At 65.1% G+C, this 24,895-nt stretch carries 18 protein-coding genes; all 18 read right to left on the bottom strand.

Annotated features, from left to right (window positions below; translation table 11 throughout):
* Nucleotides 1-11 precede the first annotated feature (11 nt).
* Complete coding sequence (locus AC07VH_RS25965) at nt 12-2,453, bottom strand: TonB-dependent siderophore receptor (protein WP_494788773.1); 2,442 nt, start codon at nt 2,451-2,453, stop codon at nt 12-14.
* Nucleotides 2,454-2,570: 117 nt separating this feature from the next.
* Nucleotides 2,571-3,548, bottom strand: a complete 978-nt coding sequence (locus AC07VH_RS25970) for a siderophore ABC transporter substrate-binding protein (RefSeq protein WP_494788772.1) — start codon at nt 3,546-3,548, stop codon at nt 2,571-2,573.
* Between the two features lies 1 nt (nt 3,549).
* Nucleotides 3,550-4,320 carry an iron ABC transporter ATP-binding protein gene (locus AC07VH_RS25975; RefSeq protein WP_494788771.1) on the bottom strand — a complete coding sequence of 257 codons (771 nt, stop codon included), beginning with the start codon at nt 4,318-4,320 and terminating at the stop codon, nt 3,550-3,552.
* Nucleotides 4,317-5,267, bottom strand: coding sequence for an iron chelate uptake ABC transporter family permease subunit (locus tag AC07VH_RS25980; protein ID WP_494788770.1), 951 nt, complete (start codon nt 5,265-5,267; stop codon nt 4,317-4,319). The genes AC07VH_RS25975 and AC07VH_RS25980 overlap by 4 nt, the downstream gene beginning before the upstream one ends.
* The gene (locus tag AC07VH_RS25985) at nt 5,264-6,235 is read right to left on the bottom strand and encodes an ABC transporter permease (RefSeq protein WP_494788881.1); all 972 of its coding nucleotides are present in this window, start codon (nt 6,233-6,235) and stop codon (nt 5,264-5,266) included. The genes AC07VH_RS25980 and AC07VH_RS25985 overlap by 4 nt, the downstream gene beginning before the upstream one ends.
* A gap of 16 nt (nt 6,236-6,251) precedes the next feature.
* Nucleotides 6,252-8,018 carry an ABC transporter ATP-binding protein gene (locus AC07VH_RS25990; RefSeq protein ID WP_494788769.1) on the bottom strand — a complete coding sequence of 589 codons (1,767 nt, stop codon included), beginning with the start codon at nt 8,016-8,018 and terminating at the stop codon, nt 6,252-6,254.
* Nucleotides 8,012-9,778 (bottom strand): ABC transporter ATP-binding protein, encoded by a 1,767-nt coding sequence (locus tag AC07VH_RS25995; RefSeq protein WP_494788767.1) that lies wholly within the window; start codon nt 9,776-9,778, stop codon nt 8,012-8,014. Before AC07VH_RS25995 ends, AC07VH_RS25990 begins: the two co-directional genes overlap by 7 nt.
* A gap of 94 nt (nt 9,779-9,872) precedes the next feature.
* Nucleotides 9,873-10,847, bottom strand: coding sequence for a FecR domain-containing protein (locus AC07VH_RS26000; protein ID WP_494788766.1), 975 nt, complete (start codon nt 10,845-10,847; stop codon nt 9,873-9,875).
* A gap of 3 nt (nt 10,848-10,850) precedes the next feature.
* Nucleotides 10,851-11,369, bottom strand: coding sequence for a sigma-70 family RNA polymerase sigma factor (locus AC07VH_RS26005; protein ID WP_494788765.1), 519 nt, complete (start codon nt 11,367-11,369; stop codon nt 10,851-10,853).
* A 121-nt stretch (nt 11,370-11,490) separates the two neighbouring features.
* Entirely contained in the window at nt 11,491-12,903 is a 1,413-nt protein-coding gene (locus AC07VH_RS26010) for a lipopolysaccharide biosynthesis protein (RefSeq protein ID WP_494788764.1), read from the bottom strand.
* 21 nt (nt 12,904-12,924) lie between these two features.
* Complete coding sequence (locus tag AC07VH_RS26015) at nt 12,925-13,473, bottom strand: dTDP-4-dehydrorhamnose 3,5-epimerase family protein (protein WP_475417096.1); 549 nt, start codon at nt 13,471-13,473, stop codon at nt 12,925-12,927.
* Nucleotides 13,474-13,530: 57 nt separating this feature from the next.
* Nucleotides 13,531-14,418 (bottom strand): glycosyltransferase family 2 protein, encoded by an 888-nt coding sequence (locus AC07VH_RS26020; protein WP_489629090.1) that lies wholly within the window; start codon nt 14,416-14,418, stop codon nt 13,531-13,533.
* Nucleotides 14,419-14,862: 444 nt separating this feature from the next.
* Entirely contained in the window at nt 14,863-15,615 is a 753-nt protein-coding gene (locus AC07VH_RS26025) for a 4'-phosphopantetheinyl transferase family protein (RefSeq protein WP_494788762.1), read from the bottom strand.
* Entirely contained in the window at nt 15,596-16,900 is a 1,305-nt protein-coding gene (gene ccrA / locus AC07VH_RS26030) for a crotonyl-CoA carboxylase/reductase (RefSeq protein WP_494788761.1), read from the bottom strand. Before ccrA ends, AC07VH_RS26025 begins: the two co-directional genes overlap by 20 nt.
* A gap of 35 nt (nt 16,901-16,935) precedes the next feature.
* Nucleotides 16,936-19,293: a M28 family peptidase gene (locus tag AC07VH_RS26035; RefSeq protein ID WP_494788760.1), complete on the bottom strand. Its 2,358-nt coding sequence runs from the start codon at nt 19,291-19,293 to the stop codon at nt 16,936-16,938.
* Between the two features lie 18 nt (nt 19,294-19,311).
* Complete coding sequence (locus AC07VH_RS26040; protein ID WP_494788759.1) at nt 19,312-20,874, bottom strand: ABC transporter permease subunit; 1,563 nt, start codon at nt 20,872-20,874, stop codon at nt 19,312-19,314.
* 1 nt (nt 20,875) lies between these two features.
* Nucleotides 20,876-21,787 carry an ABC transporter ATP-binding protein gene (locus AC07VH_RS26045; RefSeq protein ID WP_475417548.1) on the bottom strand — a complete coding sequence of 304 codons (912 nt, stop codon included), beginning with the start codon at nt 21,785-21,787 and terminating at the stop codon, nt 20,876-20,878.
* Nucleotides 21,788-21,794: 7 nt separating this feature from the next.
* Nucleotides 21,795-24,890 carry an efflux RND transporter permease subunit gene (locus AC07VH_RS26050; protein ID WP_475417549.1) on the bottom strand — a complete coding sequence of 1,032 codons (3,096 nt, stop codon included), beginning with the start codon at nt 24,888-24,890 and terminating at the stop codon, nt 21,795-21,797.
* Between the last annotated feature and the right edge of the window lie 5 nt (nt 24,891-24,895).

Raw genomic sequence — 24,895 nt, forward strand, 5'->3', positions numbered from 1 at the left:
GGCAAGGCGGCTTAAAACTCCGTCGTGGCCGACAGCATGACCGTGCGCGGCGCGCCCAGGCCCAGGCTGGTCCATTGCGGCAGCGCCCAGTACGCCCGGTTGCCGACGTTCGTCACGCTGGCGCGCACGGTCAGGGGCCGGCCGGCCGCACGGGTGGCATAGCGGGCGCCCAGGTCAAACACGGTGCGGCCCGGCACGGACAGCGAATTGTCGGCATTGATGTATTGCTTCGATGCCGCCGTCGCATTCGCCGTCAGGGTCACGCCGGGGATGGCGGGCGCATCCCACTCGACGCCCAGCTTCGCTTGCAGCCTGGGCACGCCCGTTGCCTGCTTGCCCTGGTTGGCGCCGCCCACCGTCTTGCTCAAGACCGGATCGACATACGCGACACCGCCCATCAGGCGCACGTCGCGCACGGGCGAACCGAAAAAGCCCCAATCGCCGCCGCGGTTGCGCTGCTCGCCGCCGAAAGAGAAGACATTGCTGACCGGATCGACATAGCTGCTGGGCCGTTTGATTTCATACACGCTGACCGTGTGCGCGAACTCGCCCAGGTCGGCCTTGAAGCCAAGCTCCGCCTGCTTCGACTTGTATGGCGCAAAGACTTCGCCCGAATTGGCCGCCGTCAGCGGCGCCGTGGCGCCCTGGCTCAAGCCTTCGATGTAATTGCCGTACAGAGAAACCGTGTTGCTCGCCTTGAGCAGCAGGGCGACGGCTGGCGTGGTGGCGCCTTGGTCGTAACGCGAGGTGCGCGCGCCCGTCTTGATGTTGAAGCTATCGCTGAGCACTTCCTGGCGGCGCAAGCCCACCGTCAGCTGCACCTTGTCTTGCGCAAAGGAAAGCGTATCGACCAGGCCGACGCTAGCCAGGCGCAGCTCCGCCTTGGAAATTTGCGGCGCCTCGAAGCGCGTCGCCGGTCCCCAGACGGGGCGATAGATATTCGTGATCCAATCTTTCGCCAAGGTATTGCGGCGTCCGTACTGCTTGTCCGTGTGGTGATAATACGTGGCGTTGACGGCCCATTGATGGCCGATATCGCCCGTGCGCAGCTTGCCCCGCAAGCCCGCTTCCGCCGACTGTTTCTCCACATCAAAACCCAGGTCCGCAAGATTGGTACGGTAATCGCCGGCCGTGTTGAACACCTGGATCAGATAGGCGCCCGTCGACCGGTAGTCGGCCCGGCTGGCGCCAACGGCGGCATACGCCAACACCTGCCCGCTCACGTCCAGTTCGCCGCGCAGCATGGCGCCCTTGTCCCTGGTGTCGTAAAAAGCCCAGCTGGGATTGAGCAGGGTCTCCGGTTTTGGCGGACGCGGCACGGGCAAGCCGGCGGCCAGGTTGACGCCCCGGTTCAAGCCGTCGGCGCGGTCCTCGCTGCGATACAGGTCGGCGGACAGGCGCGCGCCGTTGCCACGCCAGTCCAGGCCCACGGACACGAGCCGGGTCTTCTTTTGCTGGTGGTCGATGGCACCGTCGCCATCGCGGTAGACGCCGTTGACGCGGATGCCGAACTGTTTATTCTCGCCAAAACGCTGCCCCAGATCAATATGTCCTCCCCATTGCGAGTCCGACATGTACGACGCCGTCACGCGCGCCAGCGGCGTGTCGCCCGCGCGCTTGGGCACGAGGTTGATGCTGCCGCCCACCGAGCCGCCCGGTGGCATGCCATTGAGCAAGGCCGATGGCCCTTTCAGCACTTCGATGCGCTCGAACATTTCCGGCGAGGTGCGGTAGTACGGCGATATACCGTACAGCCCGCCAAACGCGACGTCGCCGATATTCGAGCTGAAGCCCCGTATCGAGTAGTTTTCGCCGATGATGCCCGTCATGCCGCTGCTGAAGACGGTGGGATCCGTCGCGGCAATCACATCGGTGATGTCGCGCGCCTGCCGGTCTTCGATGAATTTGTCCGTATAGCTGATGGTGTTGAACGGGGTTTCCATGAAATCCTTATCGCCCAGGAAACCCACGCGGCCGCCGGACGCCACCTGCCCGCCGGCATAGGCCTCCGTCACGGTGTTACCTTTGCCCCACACCGTCACGGCCGGCATGGTCGCGGCGGCCTCGGCGGCGACGCTGTGCGCCGGCTCGCGGCGCACCGTGTAGCTGCCATTGCCCTCGCGCACGGCTTGCAAGCCGTGGCCGCGCAGCAATTCGTAAAAACCCTCGGGCACGCTGTAGCTGCCGGACAGGCCGGCGCTGTTTTTCCCCTGCAGCAGGCCCGCATCCACCGTCAATTCGATGCCCGCCGCCGCCGCGAAGGTGTTGAGCGCCAGGCCCAGCGTTCCCGCCGGCACGCTGAACGCTTGCCGGGCCTGGCCCGCCCCCGCTTGCGCATAGGCCGGCGGGGCTGCCACGCCCAGCGCCCCCACGGTCAAGCCCGTGATGAGCGCCAGTTGCACGGCGGTGGCGATACGGCTCAGGTTCAAGGCGGGAAGGTGGCGTGTCGCCATGCGTGTTGCCATAATTAAGTCCTTTTCAGATGGGATGATTGCTTGTTCTCACCTATCTCCCGAACGAAAAGGCAAAATCCTCAATGCAAATACGAATCATTACCAAAATAACTTACATCACTGGTAACCCTTGAGCACGTCATCGATCACCCGTTTCAGCGACGTCACGCTGGCCGCCGTGATGTACCAGGCATCCGCATCGACGAAGACCACGCGGCCGTTTTTCCAGGCATTGGTCTGGCGCAACAACGGATTGGCCATCTGCTCGGCCGTCATGACGGGACGGTGTTCCATCACGGCAGTGCGGTCCACGACATAGATGATGTCGGGATTGGCTTGCTGGATGAACTCGCTGGATATGGGCTGGCCATGCAAGCCCGCCTCGACGGCCGTGCTGGCCGGTTTGACGCCCAGCGCGTCGAAGACAAAACCGTAGCGCGACTGCACGCCGAACGCGCTGAAGGCGCCGTTGTTGTGCAGCACGATCAGCGCCTTCTCGGGACGGTCCTGCGTCACCTTGCGCGCGGCCGCCACCTGGTCGTCCAGCTCCTGCGCTTTATGACGAGCAATATCCTCCTTGCCGAAGATGCGCCCCAGGGTCAGCAAGTGCTGCTTGACCACGTCGATGTGCTTGCTCTCGCTGTTCTGGTAATCCACGTCGAAATGCAAGGTGGGCGCGATCTGGCTCAGTTCCTTGTAGTGGTTGGCCTGGATCGAGGTCATCAGCACCAGATCGGGCTGGAGCGCGTGGATATGCTCGAGATTGGGCTGCACGATGGCGCCCAGGTCGCGGATGGCCTCGTCATCCTTGTAGCGGGTAAGAAAGTGCGGCACGTAATCCTTCACCATGCCGGCCACGGGCACGCCCAGCTGGTCGAGAAAATCGACTTCGTTCATGTCGAGCACGGCCACCCTCTGCGGACGATGTGTGACCACCGTCGTGCCCAGCTTGTGCACGATGGTGATGGGCGCGAACGCCTGCGGTGGCGCAGAGGCGGCGGGCGCTGGCGTGGCTGGCTTGTCGGTACAGCCTTGCAGGACGGCCGCGGCGGCAAGCAGCACGGCCAGCACACGGCGGGATTTGTTGCAGATCATGTCAAGCTCCTGTGGGGGTAAAGTAATTGCAGAGGCAGCCGCGTTCATTGCGCACGATATGGAAATCGATGTCGTACAGCGCGCGCAAGCGTTCCTCGGTGACGACCTCGTGGGCGGGACCGGAAAAGCGCACGGCGCCGTCCTGCATGGCGACGATGTGGTCCGAATAATTGGCGGCGAAATTGATGTCGTGGATCACCAGGATCACGGTGCGGCCCTGCTCGTCGCACAGGCGGCGCAGCGCGCGCATGATCTGCACGGCGTGCTTCATGTCGAGGTTGTTGAGCGGCTCGTCGAGCAGCAGAATATCCGTCTGCTGGGCAATCGTCATGGCCAGGAAGGCCATCTGGCGCTGGCCGCCGCTCAGCTCGTCGACGTAGGCGGTGCGCAGCGCGTCGAGCGACAGAAAGGCGATGGCGTCGGTGATCGCCTGCCGGTCCTGCGCCGTCAGCGCGCCGCGGCTGTAGGGGAAGCGGCCGAAGGCAACCAGCTCTTCCACCGTCAGGCGCAGATGGAAATCGGGAGCCTGGCGCAGGGTGGCCACCTGGCGCGCATACTCCGGGATCTTGATTGAGGCGATATCGCGCCCGCCTATCGTGATCTCGCCACTATTCGCTTCCTGCAGGCGCGCGATAAGCATCAGCAAGGTCGTCTTGCCGGCACCGTTGGGGCCGATCAAGGACGTCACTTTCCCCTTGGGAAACTGCACGCTGACCTTGGCCAGCACGCGCCTGGCGCCGTAGCTTTTTTCGATATGGTTGACGTGGATCATGCTGTGCCTCGGGTGCGGACCATGAGCGTGAGGAAATACGCGCCACACACCAGGTTGACGAGGATGCCGACCGTGGTCCGGTAATTGAAAACGTGCTCGACCAGCAGCTGGGCGGCAAGGAAGATGGCGATGGCGATGCCGCAGCCCAGCGGCAAGGTCACGCGGTGGCGCGCCGTGCGGGCCAGGGCGTAAGTCGTGTTCGCCACAAAGATGCCCATGAAGGCCGTGGGCCCCAGCAAGCTCGTCGACACGGCCACCAGCACGGCGATCAGCGCCAGCTGCAGCTGCACCATGCGCCGGTAATCGATGCCGAGCGAGATGGCCTGCTCGCGCCCCAGCGCCAGCACGTCGAGCGCCGGCAGGGTCTTCGCCACGGCCACGCAGGCGGCGCCCGCCAGCAGGGCCGAGTACAGCAGTTGCACCGGCTGCGCCTTGTTGAACGAGGCCTGGCTGAATCCTTGCAAGATGGCAAATTCGCCCGGACTGATGCGCAGCTGGATGAACTGGGTGAACGTGCCGATCACCATCGTCAGCACAAAGCCCAGCAACAGCAAAAAATATACGTCGTTCCTGCCATCATGAAACAGCCAGGAATGGATGGCCCAGGAATACGCGAGCATCAGCGCGATGGACACGACGAAATTGCCGTTCTGCCCCAGCAGCACCACGCTGTGCATGCCCATCGCGAGGATCAGCAGCGACTGCAGCAGCACATACACGGCCTCGTAACCCATGACGGCCGGCGTCAGGATGCGGTTGCCGGCGATGGTCTGGAAAACGATCGACGACACGGCCACGCAGACGCCGCCGATGGCGATGGCGGCCAGGCGCGCCAGGCGCTTCGGGATGATGTACTCGAGGTCGAAATTGGCGCCGAGGAAGAGGAAAGCCAGCGCCAGGACAAACACGGCCAGCCAGAGCGTGCGCTGCCTGAGGATGCTGATCATCGCCGCCCCCGGATGATCAGCATGAGGAACAGCACCCCGCCCACGCCGCCCGCCGTCAGGCCGATCGGCACTTCGAACGGGTAGATCAGCAGGCGCCCGGCGATGTCGCAGGCCAGCAGCAGCGAGGCGCCGCACAGGGCGACGATGGGCAGGGTGCGGTCCAGCTTGTCGCCGTAGTGCAAGGCCACCAGATTGGGGATGGCCAGCCCGACAAACGGGATGGCCCCTACCGTGATCACCGTGGCCGCCACCGTGACGGCCACCAGCATCAGGCCCAGCGCCACCGTGGCCGCATAGTTCAGGCCCAGGCTGGTCGCGAGCCCCTCGCCCATGCCCAGCACCGTAAAGCGCTGCGCGTACAGATACGCGAGGGCAACGATGGGCAGGACCAGGTAGATGATTTCATAGTTGCCCTGGACAATTTTCGAGAAATCGCCGAGCAGCCAGCCCTGCATGCTTTGCAGGATGTTGTGGCGGTAGGCATAGAACTCGGCCACGGCGCTGAGCACGCCGCCATACACGAGGCCGATGACGGGGACCAGAATCGTGTTCTTGAAACGGATGCGGCGGATCAAGGCCACATACACGAGGCTGGCGACAAGGCAGAAGACCAGCGCGAACGCCATCTTGCCCGCCGTGCCCGCCGTGCCCGCCGTTGGCGCCACGGTCAGCGCGACGAGGATGCCCAGCTTGGCAGCGTCGAGGCCGCCCGACGTGGCCGGCTCGACGAATTTGTTGCGCACGATGTGCTGCAGGATGACGCCGCAGACGGACAGGCCCACGCCCGTCAGCACCAGCGCCGCCAGGCGGGGCAGGCGGCTGGCCGTCAGGGTCAGCCACGTATCACCTGACAGCGCGCCGGAAGACAACGATGGCGACAGCAGCTGCGCCCACTCCATCTGCCGCGCACCCACCAGCAGCGAGGCGGCGCACAGCAGCAGGAAGACGAAAAACAGACGCGCCTGTATCAAATCGTCATCCCGTTCATGGCTGCTGTGCGGCGGAGGCGATGCGCCAGCCCTTGGCCGCCCGGCGCTGGGCCAGGAAATGCGCATACAGGCCGCCCTGTGCACACAAGGCGGCTGGCGCGCCCTGCTCGCGGATCGTGCCACCATCGAGCACGACGATCCGGTCGGCCATGGCCACCGTCGACAGCTGGTGCGCGATGACGATCACCGTGCGCTTGCCGCGCAGCCGCGCCAGCGCCCCGGCGATGGCGGCCTGGTTTTCCGCATCGAGCGCGGCCGTCGCCTCGTCGACGAGCAGAATCGGCGCATCCTTGATCAGCGCGCGGGCGATCGCGATGCGCTGGCGTTCGCCGCCGGACAGGCGCGCGCCGCCCTCGCCCACTGGCGTAGCCAGCCCCTGCGGCAGGCGGGCGATGATTTCGGCCACGCCCGCCTGGCGCGCCGCGTCCAGCACCTCGGCATCGGTGGCGCCCGGCTTGCCGATGCGAATGTTATCGCCGATACTGCCCTGGAACAGATAGCTGTCCTGGAAGATCTGGCTGATCTGCCCTGCCAATTGTTCGCTGGACATGTGCCGCACGTCGACGCCGCCCACCAGCACCGCGCCCTGGCTGGCGTCAAAGAAGCGCGCAATCAGGCGCACCAGGCTCGTCTTGCCGGAGCCGGAAGCGCCGATCAGCGCCGTCATGCTGCCGGGCGCAATCTGCAGATTGATATCCGTCAGTACGTCGGGCTGGTCCTGTGCATAGCGGAAGTGCACCTTGCGCAGCTCGACCGCGCCATCGCGCGGCGCCTGCGGCCCGCCTGCTTCCGGCAGCGGCTGCACGGCGAAAATATCGCGCGCCGCATCGAGCGGGCCGCGCGCGCCGCGCAGCACTTCACCGTAGCTGGCCACTTCCTGCAGCGGGTCGACGAAGCGCACCAGCAGCAGCAAGGCCACGATGACGGCGATGGCGTCCGGCGCAGCGGCTGCACCGCCCAGCACGCTATCGAGCCATAGCGCGGCGGCGGCCAGCAAGGCGGCGAAGACGGCTTGCACGGCCCAGGCGTTGAGCACGGACGACAAGGCCGACAGATAGATCAGCCGCGTGCCTGCGAGGCGCTGCCCGTCGATCGCTTGCTGCAGGAGGCGCGTGCCGCCGCCATCGCCGTTACCATGGAAGGCGCGCAAGACGGATTGCGCTTGCGCAAACTCGACCAGGCGCTGGCTGGTTCGGGCAAAATGGCGGTGATAAGCGTCGTCGGCGCGCTGGCCCAGGTGCGCCGTGAGCCGCAAGGTACCCGCCAGGAGGGGCAGCGCCAGCAGCGCCATCACGCCCAGCTGCCAGTGCAGCGCAAACAGCGCGGCCAGCAATACCACGGGCGTGACGGCGCCGCAGATCACGGGCGTCAATACGTGGGCGGGCAGCTGCGCCACGTTCATCATGCCCTGCGTGATGACATGGCCCAGTTTTGCCGTGTTCTCCGGCGTGAACCAGCCGACGGGCAGGCGCGCCACGTGGTCGCCCAGGCGCTGGCGCGCCCCTTGCAGCACGGTCACGCCCACGCGCACACCGGCCTTTTCCACCTGGCGCCGCCAGGCCCAGCAAGCAAGCAGCCCGGCCAGCAGCACCAGCAGCCACAGGGCCGCGCCGCCGGCGTCGCCGCCCAGCAGGCGGCCCAGGGCCAGCACCAGCGCCGTGATCGTCAAGCCGCTGAGTACGCCATACGCGAGCGCCATGGCACAGTAGCGGCGGAACACGGGCGCATCGTCGCCCAGCAGTTGAATGAATGTCTTCAGCATGGGGACTCCACCTCGTCGGAGGATGGCTGATAGCCGCCCAGCGCCCACAATCGCGCATAGCGGCCCTGGTGGGCGAGCAGGCCGGCATGGCTGCCCTGCTCGGCGATGGCGCCGTTGTCCAACACGACGATATTGTCGGCATGCATGATGGTGTCGAGCCGGTGCGCGATCACCAGCAGGGTGCGGCCTTGGGCAAAGCGCGACAGCGCATCCTGGATCGCCACCTCGTTTTCCGCGTCGGCCGCAGCCGTCGCCTCATCGAGCACCAGCACGTTTGGATCGAGCAGCACGGCGCGGGCGATGCTCACGCGCTGCAGCTCGCCGCCGGACAGTAGCGCATCCTCGCCGATGACGGAATCGTAGCCGCGCGGCAAGGCCAGGATGCGCTCGTGGATGTTCGCCAGGCGCGCCGCGTCTTCGACCTCCCGCAAGCTGGCCGAAGGCCGGCCCAGCCCGATGTTCTCGCGCACGCTGGCGTGGATCAAGCGCACTTCCTGCAGCACGAAACCGATGCGCCGGTACAGCTCGGGCGTGGCGATGTGCCGCAGGTCGACGCCGCCGACGGTGATGCGCCCCTCGGTCGGGTCGAAAAAGCGCAGCAGTAGCCGCGCCAGCGTCGACTTGCCGGAACCGGAGGCGCCGACGATGGCCGTCACCGTGCCGGGGCGCAAGATCAGGTTGATGCCGGACAGCACCTTGTTCTGTCCGTCGTAGGCATAGCCCACGCCTTCCATGCGGATCTCGGTGCCGTTCGGCAACTGCTGCTGGCCGGGCGCCGGCTGCGCCAGCACGGGCGTATCGAGCAAGGCCAGTACGCGCTGGGCCGCGCCCGTGGCGTTATTGAGGTCGTGGGTCAGATAATGGAGCAGCAGCATGGGCGCGGAAATGCCCGGCGCCACCAGGGCGAACGGCAGGATATCCACGGGCGCCATCGCTCCCAGCGCCACGAACACGGTGCCGGCAAGCACCACCACGCCCAGCACGGCGACGGGCGCGATCAGCGCATTGGCATTGGCCATCGAACCGACCAGCGGCCGCGTAAACGCGGCAAACGCGTCGGCAAACGCATCGACGGCAGCGCGGTAGCTGCCATGCGCGCGTCCCGTGGCGCCGAAGGCCTTGACCACGGGAATACCGTTGACGAACTCCACCACGGCATTGTTGATGCGCCCCATGCCGGCGACGAATTGCGCCATATTGCCGCTGCTGGCCTGCATGGCGCGGCCGAAGAACAGGAAAAATCCGGGAAACGGCAGGATGGCGACGAGGGCCAGGCGCCAGTCCATGGCGAACAGATACATGACGGAAATGGCGATGGCGCCCACGGCGCGCCCCGTCGTCGTATAAAAATGCGCGGTGAGGCTGTGCAGGGTGTTGATGTCGTCCTGCATCGCCTGCTTGACCTCGCCCGAGGCCCGGCTGGTGAACCAGCCCAGCGGCACCTGCCCCAGGCGCTGCATGGCTTGCAGGCGCAGCTGATGGGTGAGGCGGTTGTCGGCCAGATGCGCGGCCAACTCGCCCAGCGACATCAGCGCCATGCCGAGGAACAGGCAAGCGACGCTGGCGATGACGATGGGCCAGATATCGCCGTGCGCCTGCGCAGGGGCAAAGGCGATGTGCGCGATCCGCGCGATGCCGGCCATCGGCACCAGGGTGAGCATGGAACCCGTGCCGGCCAGCACGGCGGCGACGATCAGGCGCCCGCGGATGGGGTGCAGTATCCGGCGGATCGGGCCGGCTTGGCTGCTTTGGCTACTCATGGGAAAGAACGTGCATAAGGTCGATGGATAAGGGTGGCTCTCACCCTATATCCCGAACGAGAATGCAAAACCCTCAATCGGCCCCGCGCAATTGTCAGGCAGCGGCCTGGGGAGTGGCTTGAAGCGTCACCCAGTAGCGCGTGCGCGCCACGATTTGCACGGGCAAGGCCAGCGCCAGGTTGTGCAGCGCGCGGTCCGTATCGCGCAGGGAAAACACGCCGTTGACGCTTAAGCCGGCCACGGCTGGATCGCAGCGCAGCAGGCCGGGGCGGTAGCGGGCCAGTTCCGCGACCAGGGCATCGAGGCGCATGTTGTCGGCCACCAGCACGCCCTTGCTCCAGGCCGCCGCGCTGGCCGGCACGGGAGCGGCAGACTGCACGATGTCGGCCGAAAAGATGGCGCCGTAGCCCGTGGCGACGCCCACGGCGTTGCCGGGCGCATGCGCGAGGCGTATCTCGACGGCGCCCTCGAACACGGCGACGCGCGACGTGTGCTCGTCTTGCCGCAAAGTAAAACGCGTGCCCAGCGCCCGTACCGTGCCGTGGCGGCCCTGCACGCGGAACGGCCGCTGCGCCGGATCGTGGGCCGTGGTGACGAGGATTTCGCCGCTGCGCAGGATCAGCCGGCGCTCGCTGGCGTCGAAGCGCACGTCGATGGCGGAAGCCGAGGCCAGCATGACGCGCGTGCCGTCAGGCAAGATAATCTCGCGGATCTCGCCGGTGGCCGTGCCGTGGCCGGCCGTGGCCACTTGCCAGGCATCCGTGCCGCGCGCCGCATACAGCACGCCGCCCACGGGCAGCAGCACGGCCAGCAGTTTCAGGGCACGGCGGCGGTTCAGGTAGGCGGCCGGTGCCGGTTCCCGCAGCGCGTGCCGGGCCGCATCGCGCGGCACGCTGTGCAGCTTGCCCTCGAACGCCTGCAAACGCTGCCAGGCGAGGTCGTGGTGCGGATGGGCGGCGCGCCAGCGGGCGCAATCGGCCCGGTCCTCGTCGCTGGCGTCGTCAGACCACAGGCGCGCCATCCACTGGGCCGCCTGCTGCACGATGGCGGGTGCAATCACCACTTCCACGGTTCAGCCGCCCTGCCCGTGCAGGGCCTGGTAGCAGGCCAGCAAGCCGGCGGCGATGTATTTTTCCACGGACGAGACGGATACCTGCAGTTCGGCGGCGATGTCGCGGTAGCTCAGGCCGTCCAGTTTGCACATCAGCAAGGCTTTGCGCGCCTTGGCGGGCAACTGGTGCAGCACCGCATCGATTTCCGTCAGCGCCTCGATCACCAGCGCGCGCTCTTCCTCGGACGGCGCCAGCGCTTCGGGCACCAGGGCCAGCACGTCCAGGTAGGCCGTCTCAATCTGGCGGCGCCTGTACAGGTCGATGACCATGCCGTTGGCAATCTGCGTCAAGTGGCGGCGCGATTCCCCGGCCGGCGGCACGCGCCCCGTCTTCATCAGGTGCAGGTACACGTCGTGCGCCAGGTCGGCCGCATCGCAGGCATTGCCCAGCTTACGGCGCAGCAAGCCACGCAGCCAGCGGTGGTGATCGGTGTACAGACTGCTGACTTGCTGCTGTAGCGCTAACTCGGCGGTGCTCACGATACCCTTCCTGTGGTCGATGGCCAGCGAGACGGCAGACACATCAATATAAATGAGAATTATTCTCATTGTAAGCGCAGTGATGAGGAAAGCGCAATACGGCAACGGGCGGCAAACGCTGTCAGCCCTGCCGCCGGACGGGCCTGATCAGCCTGAAGGCAGCCCACAGCGCAGGCCTGTAGACGTGCAATGCGGCAATGAGCAACACGCACCACGCGAGCGGTGCAAGCGGCCCCAGGCGCTGGGCAAAAAACGCGTGGCCCGCCGCCAGCAGCGACAAGAAGACGATGCCGGGATAGATGGGACGGCGCGGCAGCGGGCGCCAGACGCGCATGCCCAGTTCCGTCCTGGCGACAAAATACACGAGGAAACCCAGCAGCTGCGCCACGGCAGCCCCCGTGGCGCCGCAGCGCGGCACCAGCACGGCGCCGGCCAGCAGCGTGCCCAGCAAGCCTGCCGCGAAGGCCGCGATCGATAATGCAGGACGGCGGGCCAGATTGATGCCGACGCCGGTCACTTCCGCCAGGGCATACAACAGGGGCTGGCCCACGGTAGCCACCGCCAGGTACGCAACGCCATGGTAGTTGCGAGGCAAGACCCATCCGATCAGCCAGGCCAGGGCGCCGGCCAGGCAAAAACCCACTACCACGATGGCCTGTGCATGGCGGCAAATGGCCGCAATATTCGACAGGTCACCGCCGGCGGCGGCCCATTTGTGCACTTGCGGTACCCAGACTATCGTAAAAATCGATTGCACCAGCCAGGCACCGGCGGCCACGCGCATGGCCAGCGCATAAATGCCGAGCTCGTCAAAGCCGGCAAAGAAACGCAGCAAGCCCATGCCGGCCGACAGCATGGACAAGTAGCCAATGGCGCTCACCAGCAGGGGCCCCGCTTCGGCAAGCAGGCGCCGCAGCAGCACCCGGTCCACGGCGGCGCGCCAGGCCTGCGCCAGCGATATGCGCGCATGCCACAGCAGCCATAAGGTGACCATCCAGGTGGTGGCCACGACCAAGCTCGCCAGGTGCACGAAATTGCGCTGCGGGTCCCACCACAAAACAGGCAGCAGCACCAGCAGCGACATTTTCGGCAACACCTGCGCCAGGCCGAATACCCAGGCGCGCTCCTGCATGCGAAAGAGCTGCGCGATCAGGCGATTGGCCAGGGCGCTCAGCATGCCGGCTGCAAACAGAACAGCCAATGCAGGTTGCGCCACATCAAATAACAGTTGCGCTACCGGCGCCGCAAACACGAGTATCACGGCCAAGGCCACGGGCGCGAGCAGCACGGCCGGCAGCAAACATGCTTTCAGCAGGCCGCTCCGACTCGTGCTGTAGTGGTATTCATGCAGGAAGGCCTTGTCCAGCCCCAGCGACAGCAACAAACCGGCCACCGTGCACGCGGTCATGAAGAAATCCAGCCTGCCGATGTCGGCAGGCGGAAACAGCCAGGCCACGGCAGGCACGGTGGCAAGGCTGCACAGCAGCGACAAAATGGGGCCGGCTGAAAAACCCGCGAGACGAGTCAGGCGCATCGTTCAGCCGGCCCGGGCATCTCAGCCATGCCTGTCATTGGAGAAGCGATAGGGTACCGTGTCCGAATCGGCCGGCACGCGCCAGTGGTCCGGCGCATCATAGCGATACGCATGGTCCACCGCATTGACGAGGATGGCCGGCGTGCCGCAGTAATTCTGCACGCCATGCCAGACGCGCGGCGGCACGACGAGCAGGCCGGGACGCCTGGTGCCCAGCTTGAATTCGTTGAGCATGCCAAAGGTCGGCGAATCCGCACGCGCGTCGTACAGCACCACGCGCATCTGGCCCGCCGCCACGAACAGGCGGTCCGTCGTGATGGCATGCGCATGCCAGGCGCTCAGTCCGCCCGGCTCCAGGGTCGAGGCGAATATCTGGCCGATCTGCGCCGCATCGGGTACCCATTCAGTACGGAAAATCTCAGTCAGGCTGCCGTACGCCGTCAACACAGGCTTGATTTCCTGGAAGATCACGCCATCGATCAAGGACGGCGCCGTCGGCTTCCATTCCTTGGTAATGCTTTCGCCATCCTGTTTCGCGCCAGCCAACAACCAGTTATCTTTCTCAGCCACCAGATCTACCCCTAGAAATTTTTATAAAAATGCTCTTATGTATTACAACGGTATTATCTATCGCCGCGGCAGGTCCTTCAATCCCCGGCGGCGGCGCAATTCACGTAGAAATGCGCCTTTCCGCCAATACCTGAGCCAATAGATCGGTTGTGGTGGCCATAGCCCCAATAAATAAAAGATTCGTCGTAGCAAAGCTTTCGCGGCAAGCACTGCACACTGGATCGGAGAAATGTAGCGTTCACGACTCAGCTTGCCACAAATTGCTGCGACAGCTTGTAAAATATTCACGGGATTTTGCATGTGCTCCCACCAGAACGCGTGTTCACTGTGCTGCCGCTCAAGGTACGCATTGCTGCGTCTGCCAGACTGGATCAGGATGGCGCCGATACGGGGCTGGGCCAGCATCGGCCGCCCCGCACGATACACGCGGTGCAGCCACGCCTGCGATGGCCAGCAACGCAGCTCCCAAGATGGTTGCCATGGACCAATTTCCAAGGCCAGTTCACGCCGCATCACCCACAAGGTAGCCGGCACGTTCATCCACGGACGATAGGCACTCAGTTCGGCAGTTAGCGCCCCCTCGATGTGATCTCCCGACATGCCGATCCCCAGCCCTTGATCAAAGACCAGGTCGGCACCGGTGCGCTCGAGAAGATCGATACTGGTTTGCAAATGATCGGGCAGCCACAAATCATCGTGATTCAGGAATGCCAGATAGGTGCCACGCGCCAGGCTGACGCCCATATTATTTGGCCCCGTCTGCTCGCCGTAATTGGTCTGCAGATTCACAAAGCGGATACGTGCGTCGGCAAACGCGGCGACCACCTCGGCGGTATCGTCGGTGCAGCAATCGCCGACGACAATCAGTTCCCAATCCTGTACGGTGCCGGCGAGGGCCGACTGAATCGCATAGCCGAGGATATTGCTCCGGTTATACGTGGCCATGACAATGGAAACTAGCGGTTGTTTCTCTGACGCCATAACAGGCCTTTCACATCACAGACAAAAAAATGCCGCCCAAATACATTGAGCGGCATTTCATAATAGACAAATGCAATAGCTTGCTGGCGCTCGCCAGCAAGCATCTCCCCTTAGACGTTGAACAGGAACTATTACCTTAAACAGCGCATATTGATTGGAAAGTGAACGCATAGTCTACATTGCATAGTCACTTCCATATACATTTTTTTTTGTTCCGGCCCTCAAAACAACGCTATGCAATGCATTCACTTAAGCTCCGCTGACTAATGAATAGCACCCGACTTCAAGACCATCATTTTTCCATGCTCAAAGTAACTCAAGAACATCTTTCTACGCGCGTGCAGCCAGCTTACACAGCACGAATAGAGATGGGTTACCTCCTGCTGCTCGGCCGGGAGAACCGCGCCATCACGCCGGCATCGCTTCGGCGCAATCGTGCGGCGCCAGCCGCCGGGTCACGATGGCGCCGCCGTACAGCGGCAGGCACAGACTGGCGACGCCGGCGTCACGCTCGTACCAGGAGCGGACAAAATAGACACCGGCGTCAGGATGCGCCGCATCACGCACGCGCGCCACGCCAGCCGTCGTTGTTGGCTCGAAGCGCAAGCTGCGCAAGTCGGATTGCAATCCCGTTCCCAGCGCCTTGCAATAAGCCTCCTTCTGCACCCACAGACGGTAAAGAAAGCGCTGGCGCAGCGCTGGCGACAGCGCCGCCAGCGCTGCCTGCTCATCGGAATGACATATCAGGTGGACCAGTTCTTCCATCCGTATGTGCTCGCGCGCAGTGTTTTCGATATCGATCCCGACCGGATGCGGCGAGAGCGCGATCAGAGAACGGCCATCCGTGTGCGACACATTGAAGTGACCCGACATACCCACCGCCTCCGGCTTGCCCGCCCAGCCGTAACGCAACACGATCTGCGCCGGGTCCAGGCCGGCATGGCCGGCCAGGAGCAGCCGCAAGATGCTGCGGCAGCGCCGGTAGTGTGCGGCCAGCCGGGCGGTGCGGTAACGCTTGGCCTTGTCCTCCTCGTCCTGGCTTAGCACATGCTGGAAGCGATCCCAGCCTGTGTCGTCCAGGTCCGCCCACCAGATTTGCGCGACAGTGGCGGCGGCCGGGGCAAAGGTGTTGGGGACGGCCTCAGGCCGCTTGGGCGACATCGGCTTGCTCCGCTTCCGTCCAGCGAGCCACCGTATCCTGCGACACATGGCGGCCACTGTTGCGCTCCCTGGTACCGACGAGCACCGCCATATTTCCATAAGGATGCTTGTTCTCGAACATCAGTTGATGCGCGAGATGCGTCTCATCGAAATCGAAAGTGCGTCCCAGGCAAGGGTCTATCTTGCCGGCGAGGACCAGGTCGTTGAAACCGGCTGCCTGCAGATGGTTGGCAAAATGCGCGCCCTGGAAGCGTTTCTGGCGCATCCACAGGTAGCGCAGGTCGACCGAGGCGTTGTAGCCGCTAGTGCCGGCGCAGATCGTCACCATGCCGCCGGTATCGCACACGAACAGCGAGGTTGGAATGGTCGCCTCGCCCGGATGCTCGACCACCAGCGCTGGCGATCTCTTTTCGCCCACCACATCCCACACCGCCTGGCCAAAGGAGCGCGCGCCGTCCAGCCAGCGCTTGTAGCTATCCTTGTCGGTCCAGTGCGGCATGATGCCCCAGTGCGAAAAATCATTGCGGTTAATACAGCCGATGGCGCCCAGCTTCATGCAGTAGTCGAACTTGTCCGGGCTGGACACCACCGCCACAGGCAGCGCGCCGGCTTCGCGGCAAATCTGGATCGCCATCGAACCGACGCCGCCGGCGCCCCCCCAGATCAGCGCCACGTCGCCACGCCGGATGGTGTTGGGCATAAAGCCGTGCAGCATGCGGTAGGCCGTGGCACCGACCAGCATGTAGGCGGCCGATTCTTCCCACGACAAGTGCTGGGGCCGCGGCAGGCACTGCTGCGCCTGCACCTTGGTGAACTGGGCAAAACTGCCCCAGTTGAGCTCATAACCCCAGATCTTGAAGCTTGGCGAGTACATCGGATCGATCCCGGCCTGGACGCGCGGACAGTCGGCATTCCAGCTGCCGCAATGCAGCACCACTTCATCGCCCACGCGCGGCCAGGTCACATTGCGGCCGACCCGGTACACGATGCCGGCGCCGTCGCTGCCGCCGATATGGAAGTCGGCCACATCGCCCCCCTTCTGGTGGCCGCTGATCACGTCGACCGGCACGCCCTGGGCGGCCCAGACGTTGTTGTAGTTGACGCCGGCCGCCATCACATACACCAGCACCTCGTCATCGCCAATCTCGGGTACCGGCACCACTTCGGGACGCAGGCTATGCTTCGGTTCGGCAAACCGTTCGCGGCGGATGGTAAAGGCATGCATCATCGACGGCACTTCGCCCAGCGGCGGCTGCTCACCGATCGGATAGATCTGTTTCGACATTGCTATCTCCTTGTCTATTATGGATTGAACTGCACTCAAGTGAAACGCTGAACCCGCACGGCCCGCACGGTGTCGCTGTTCGTGCCGTGGATGCTCTGGATCAAGTCGGCTGGACGCGGCTTGGCCATGTGCTGCGGCAAGCCGAACGTTTCGTCGTTGACACGGATATCGAATGGCTTGCCGGCCTTGACCTGCACCGCCACTTCCACCGTTCTATGGCCCATGCCGTAGGCTTCCAGCAGCCATTTCGGATTGGCCTTCTGGCTGAACGGCTGGCCATCCACCCGCGAAGCGAGGACGTCGGTGCCTTCCACCCGCACGGAGAGGACCGGCGCCTGGCGCATGGTGCGAACCTTGAAAATTACCTCGCGTACCCCGCCTTTGACGGTATCGCTCAGGACGTCGATCTGCGGCGCCTGCAGGCCGGCCATCCGCGGCGCCGGACTGGCCCAGTACTTGCGCGAGCCGGCGCCGAACAGTTCCGGCACCTGCTGTTTCTCGCTTATATTGGGAAAGTAGGTCTTGCTCCAGTCGTCGAGCTGATCGTCGCGCGATATCCAGTAGGCCTTGCCGGAACCGCTGTCCCAGGCATAGAACAGGTTGGTCGTGTGCGGATGGTCCGCGTCTGTGCGGGCGGTCAGCGAACCGGCCACCAGGAAGAACACGCAGGCGGCCAGCGGTAGCGCCGGGAGTAAGAAACGGCGCGTCAGCATGCTCAGTAGCGGCGTCATGAGACCGGCCACCAGCGCCAGCATCAGTCCGCTCACCACCGATGCCTGCGGGCTCAGTCCGACATACAGATTGCGCACCGCCGGACCGCACAGCAGCACCGCCGGCATCAGGCCCAGCACCAGCAGCGCAATACGCGCGCCGGCGGTGATGTCCGCGCAGCGGCGCGAGAACAGCAGCCCCAGCACACCCAGCAGCGCCAGCAGCGGCCAGGCAAACATCGCGGTAATACCCGGCATGGCAAAGCTGCTGAGCACCAGCAAGCCCTGCCACAGCAACAGGGCGCCAAAGCCCAGTTCGAGTGGGCGCAGCCAGCGCTTGACGCCGCCCGCCATTGCGATATAGCCGGCGATCACCAGGCCGACGAAAGCCAGAAGATACCACTGGCTGTTGTACGGATCGCCCAGCACGCCGTATTCCGGATGCACCAGCGAGACCGCCCCCCACACCAGTTGGCAGGCGATGCCCAGCAAGATGGCCATCACCAGGAACACCGGCATGGCCAGCAGAATGCGGCCGGGGCGCAGGGCGCCGCGCTTGATGCCCATCACCGCAACCACGCACAGCAGCGCCGCCACTACCAGCGTCAGCGGGATCACTGCGGTCGAGGTGTAATGCACAAGGCCGATGCCGGGCAGGTCGAAGTACACGCTGTCGTGCGCCGTCAGTTCTCGCAGCGCGCCGTTGCCAAAGTGCCGCACCAGGGACAACATGGAGTCGCCCTGTTGCTGCAAGGTACGCTGGTCGAGGTTGGCGATGCTGTCGGTATGCAGGTGGTAAGCGGCAGGATTCTCGATGGCAGCGAAGTTCAACCCGGCTATGCCGGCCCGCTTGAACGAGGTCATATCGGTATCGTTCGGCATCTTCTTGTACAGCTCGTAAAGCATGGAGCTGCTCACCTGCTGCGGCACCGCCTGCGCCAAGCCGGCAATCAGCTTGCCGTTGCCGGGGCTGGTCTCGAACATCAGCATGGGACCGCTGTTGCCACGATACTCGAAGTTGAGTACCAGGCCGACGTCCTTGGTCCAGGGATGGCTCGAAACGAACAGCTCGGAACCAAGCAGCCCGGCCTCCTCGCCGTCGCTGAACAGGGCGATCAGATCATTCTGCAATGGCATGCCGGCCTTCACGGCGCGCAGCACTTCCATGATGGCTGCCACAGAAGCGCCGTCATCGGCCGCGCCCGGTCCCGTCGGCACGGAGTCATAGTGGGCCGCCAGCAGCAGCGCCTTGCGCGCAGCAACTCCGGCGCCGGCGCCGGGTATGCGCACCACGATGTTGTGGACCATGCCCACCGCGCCCCAGGGGCGGGTGTTCATCTTGCCGACGCCGGACTGGATCTCCGGTTGCAGGCCGAGCGCCTGCAGCTCGGCAACGATATAGGCGCGCACCTTGGCGTTCTCGGGCGTGCCGACCGCATGCGGTTCATGCGCGATATGCTGCAGATGGGCCATGGCGCGCGCCGCCGAAAACACGGTGGGCGCCACGGTTGCCGGCTGCGGCGCCGGCAGCCGCGTGCTGCCCAGACTCAGCGCGACGAGCAGCAGCAGGGCGAGGATGGCACCGATGCCGAGGCCCCAGCCCGCTTTGTCAGCGGCTATGGCTTCGCTTTTCTTGCCGGCCTCGCCGGCCTTGGGGAATAGCACGGAGTTAGATATAGACATGAATACACCTTCCTTGGTTCATTGGGCTGACTGCGTCCGGGCCAGCCGGGGCCACATCGTCCACAGGACGATAGCGGCCGCTGGCAGCGCCGCGAAGTGCAGGTATAGGGTGACGCGGGGATCGACGCCGGCATGCAGCACCGGCGCCCCATTGAGGCTCATATACGCCAGCACGCAGGCCAGCACTTCGAACGGCCGCGGGCTGCGCGAGGCCGCGCCCAGCGCCAGTCCCCAGGCAGCCAGCGAAACGCTGGCTGCCAGCAGCGCGGCCGCCACCGCCGGCGCGGTGGCGGCGAAGCGCAGCACGGCCGGCAGCGTCAGCACGGTGCCCACCAGCACCAGCATCGCCAAGCGCGCCCACAAGATATGGCGACCGGCGTGGGCGGCGCTGAAGACCACCGGCGCGGTGCCGGACTCGCCTTCGCGCAGGGAGGCGTGGGCATACATGTCGAGGCACAGCAGCCAGGCGGCAATGGCGGCGATGCAGGCGGCGTTGGCCGGTCCGGCAATCTGCACCGCGGCCGCTCCCAGCGCCGCCAGCCACCACCACATCTTGCGATGACGTAGGGCCAACTGGATTTCGGATGCCAGCAAAGTGCCGAATACCGAGCGCTGCAGAGGGCGCAGCAGCGCGCCGAGCCAGCGCAGGCGGCTGCCGGAGTCGTCACCCACCGCGCCGCCGGCGACGCTGCTGCGGGCGGCGGCCCGATCGAGGAAGGGCGCACACACGATCACCCCCAGCGCCGACAGCAGCAGCCAGAACAGCCGCCCCGGCAAGACCTGCGGAATCACCTGCCATTCTGGCCACTCGAAGAGGCGGACCTCGGTGCGGCGGGTGCCGCAGGCCAGGCAGAAACCCTGCTCCAGCGGTTTATCGATCTGCGGCGCGGCGCGCTGGCGCACTTCATGATTGAACACGGCAAGACCGAAAGGATCACCGATCAGGCCAGACTGAGCAGCGGCATCGGAATGGCGGATGTTCTGCGCCGAGGCTGCCAATATTGCCAGCCACACCACGAAGTACAGCACGCTGCCCGCGGTGCGCCGCAACCATGGCACCAGGTCGAACCAGACCGCGAACATCGCCGTCAGCGCCAGGCCCGGCAACTGCAACAACAGCACAGGTTTGAGCAGCTCGACCAGGTCGATCCGCGTATCCTCGGCGCGCACCCACTGCGCCGCCACGCCCACCGCCACGCCCGCTGCCACGACCAGCGCCAGCACCACCAGATGGCTGCACCACTTGGCCAGCAGATAAGTGTGGCGCCGCAGCGGGGTGGCGACCAGCAGTTGCCAGACCCGGCTTTCGATGTCGCGGGTGAGCGTGCCGCGCACCAGGTAAAAGCCGATCAGCGACAGCCAGATCGATGTCATGGACAGCACCATGCCGATCCACGCGCTTGAATACTGGCCGCGGTACTGGCCATTCAAGCCCAGAATCATGTATGGCGCCCCGACAGGAGGGAAACACCACCAGGCGGCCACGGCAACGGCGGCCACGGCCAGCCAGAAGCGCGGCGTGCGCACGCGCGCCAGCAGGTCGGCGCCCACAATGGAGATAAACCGGCGCAAGGCTTCCACGTCAGACCTCCCTGCTTTGCGACAACAGCCAGACGTAGGCGTCCTCCAGGCCCGGCGCCACCGCCAACGCACCCGGCCCCGGCGATTCGGCGGCGACGATGCGCACCCGCACGCCGTCCGGCAGCCGCATCGAACCGCTGACATGATGGCGGCTGCGCAGCGCTACCAGGTCCTCGGACTTGACGGTCCAGTCCCACACCCGCCCCTCGGCCTGGGCGATCAGCGTTTCCGGCGCGCCCTGATAGCGCAGAACGCCCTGGTGCATCACCGCCAGCGCGGTGGCGCTGGCCTCGATGTCGGACACGATGTGAGTGGACAGAATCACCAGGCGGCGGCCGGCAAGATCGGTCAGCAGGTTGCGGAAGCGCAACCGCTCCTCCGGGTCGAGGCCGACGGTAGGCTCGTCGACGATCAGCAGCTGCGGATCGTTGAGCAGGGCCTGGGCGATGCCGACCCGCTGGCGCATGCCGCCCGAGTAGGAGCCGATGCGCTTGTCGGCGGCGGCCTCGAGTCCGACCGCTTCCAGGCATTGATCCACGCGCGCCGCCGTCTGCGCATGCGGCAAGCCCTTGACGGCGGCGAGGTAGCGCAGGAATTCGCGTGCGCTCAGCGAAGGATAGGCGCCGAACTCCTGCGGCAGGTAGCCCAACGCGCAGCGCAGCGCGTCCGGATCGCGAGCGATGTCGACGTCCCCCCACAGGATGCGCCCCGAACTGGGACGCTGCAGAGTAGCCAGCATGCGCATCAGCGTCGACTTGCCGGCGCCGTTGGGCCCGAGCAAGCCCAGAATGCCGGGCTCGATGCGCAGGTTAAGATCGGAGACCGCCCGATGGCCGTTGCGGTAGCGATAGGTCACCGCTTCCAACTGCAGGCTCGGACACAGCTTTTGGATTTCTATGGATGAATGCAACATGGCTCACTCAATTCAATAAGGAAGATGCGGAAGACACGGCTGCGGAGGCAGCCACCGGTGCGGCTTTCGGCTGGCGTCGCCACTTGTGCGAGATCCACACCATCAGGTCGTCGACATAGGTGAACACCACCGGGATCACCAACAGACTGAGCAGAGTTGAAGTGATCAGCCCGCCGATCACCGCAATCGCCATCGGCGCCCGGAAACTGGGGTCGGCGCTAATGCCCAGCGCCAGCGGCAGCATGCCGGCCCCCATCGCCACGCTGGTCATAATGATCGGCTGGACGCGCTTGCGGCAGGCATCGAGCAGGGCACTCGTGCGATCCAGCCCCTGTTCCCGACGGGCGCGTATCGCATACTCGACCAGCAGGATCGAGTTCTTGACCGCTATACCCATCAAGGTCAACAAGCCCAGCAGAGAAGGCATGGAGAGCGCCTGACGCGTCAGCAGCAGCCCCAGGAAGGCACCACCTATCGACAGCGGCAATGCCGCCATGACAGTCACCGGCTGCATGAAGCCCTTGAACAGCAGCACCAGCACCAGGTACACGCACAGGATGCCAATGAGCATGGACAGGCCGAAGCTGGTGAACAGTTCCTGCATCATCTCGACATCGCCCGACTTGCCGCGCTGGACACTCGCGGGGAGGTTCTTAACGCTCGGCAGCTTGTCGACGAGGTCCTGTACCTCGCTGATCGGCCGGCCGTTGAGTTCGACGTGGATCACCACCCGGCGGCTGCGGTCGCGCCGGTCGATACGGGTCGGGCCGCTGTCGATGCGCAGCTCGGCGACCGAGGACAACGGCACGTTGCCCTGCTTGCCCGGCACCGACAGGCGCTCGAGCAGCGACAGGTCTTGGCGCGCCGCCTCTGGGAGCCGTACGCGGATGGGGATCTGCCGCTCCGGCAGGTTGAGCTTGGCCAGCGCCTGGTCGTAGTCGCCGATGGTGGCCACACGCAGCGTCTCGCCGATGGCGGTGGCGTTCACGCCGAGGTCGGCAGCCCTGGCGAAATCGGGCGTAACGATGAGTTCAGGCCGCACCAGGCTGATACTCGAATAGATCGCGCCCAGGCCGGGGATGCTGCGGATATCACGCTGGATCGCCAGCGCCGCCGTCTTCAGCGCCTCGGGATCGTCGCCGGTCAGCAGCAGTTCCAGCTCCTCGCCGGCTTCGCCGCTACTGCCGACGGTGGCGCGCACGCCCGGCACGTCGCGCATCAGCTCGCGCAGCAGGATGTTGATTTCGGTCTGCTTGCGCACCCGCTCCTTGCGCGGCTTGAGATTGATGGTCAGGGTAGCCTTGCGCACGTCCTCGCCACCGATGGCGCTGTACACCTGCACCATGTCCGGCGCGATATCCTTGTTCCGCGCGATCAGCAGGCGTGCCCGTTCGGCCGCCGCGCGGGTGCGTTCCAGGGTGGCGCCCGGCGCCAGCTCCAGCGTCACCTTGGTCTGGGTACCGTCGGCCGGCGGAATGAAGCCGCTCGGCAACAGAGGGATCAAGGCCAGCGAGGCGACAAAGAGCAGTGCCGACAGCGCCAGCGTGCGGTGGCGGTGCCGCAGGCACCAGCCCACCGCCGCCAGATAGCGCGGCAGGATCCGGCTCGGCCTGGGCTGTTGCGCCAGCAGCTTGGGCTTGAGCAAATAGGCCGCCATCATAGGCGTCAGCAGGCGCGCCACCAGCAGCGAAGCCGCCACCGCCACCGAGGCGGTCCAGCCGAACTGCTTGAAGTACTGACCGACCACGCCATCCATGAAAGCGGTGGGCAGAAAAACGGCGATCAGGGTGCAGGTGGTGGCCACCACCGCCAGACCGATCTCGTCGGCCGCTTCCAGCGCTGCCTGCAACGGCGTCTTGCCCTGGTACAGGTGACGCATGATGTTTTCGATCTCGACGATGGCATCGTCGACCAAGATGCCGATCACCAGCGCAAGCGACAGCAGGGTTATCATGTTGAGTGTAAAACCCAGCATGCTCATCACCAGGAAAGTGGGAATGATGGACAGCGGCAGCGCCGCCGCGGATACCAGCGTGGCGCGGCCATCGCGCAGGAAGAACCAGACCACCAGCACGGTCAGGAAGATGCCCTCGTACAGCAGGGTCATGGAGCCGTCGTAGTTTTCCTGCACCGAATCAACGGCGTTGAAGGCTTCCTTGAAGACGATGTGCGGGTCTTTTTTCGCCAGTTGCTCGACTGCCTGGCGCACCGCACGCGCCACGGTGATCTCGCTGGCACCCTTGCTGCGTGTGATGTCGAAGCCGACCACCGGCTTGCCGTCGAGCAGAGTGATGATCGTACGCTCGGCGGTGCCGTCGATCACGCGCGCCACCTGGTCGAGGCGGATGCTGCGACCGTCCGGCAGCGCCATGTCCATGGCGGCAATCTCGGCCGTGCTGCCGACCGTGCCGATGGTGCGCACCGACTGATTGGCGCCGCTGATATTGGCCTTGCCCCCCGAACTTTCGCGTTGCACCCGACGCAGCTGGCTGGAAATGTCGGCGGCCGAGACGTTGAGCGCCGCCATGCGGATCGGATCGAGTTCGATCAGCACCTCGCGCTCCACGCCGCCAACGCGCGCCACTTTGCCCACGCCGGACACGCCCAGCAGCACCTTCGATACCTGGCTGTCGACAAACCAGGACAGCGCCTCCTCATCCATTTGGGAGGAAGCGACGGTGTAGGTCAGGATGGGCTGGCCGGCCAGGTCGAGTTTGGAAATCACCGGATCGCGGATATCGGCCGGCAGATCGGTGCGCACGCGGCCCACCGCATCGCGCACATCGTTGAGCGCTTCGGCAGGGTCTTTCTCCAGTCGGAACTGGACTGTAGTCTCGACCACGCCATCGCTGATGGTGGTAAACACATGGCGGACCTGGGATACCGACAGCAGCGAACTTTCGATCTTGCGCGCCACTTCCGCTTCGAGCTGCGGCGGCGAGGCGCCGGGCAGGCTGGTGGTCACGAACACGATGGGAAAGTCGATGTCAGGCTGTTCCTGAATCATCATGCGTTTGAAACTGATCAGGCCAGCCACCGTCAGCAGGATGAACAGCAGGATGGCGGGGATCGGGTTGCGTATCGAAAAGGCGGATAGATTCATCGCGT

Source organism: Janthinobacterium sp. GW821-FHT03C10 (assembly GCF_059420865.1).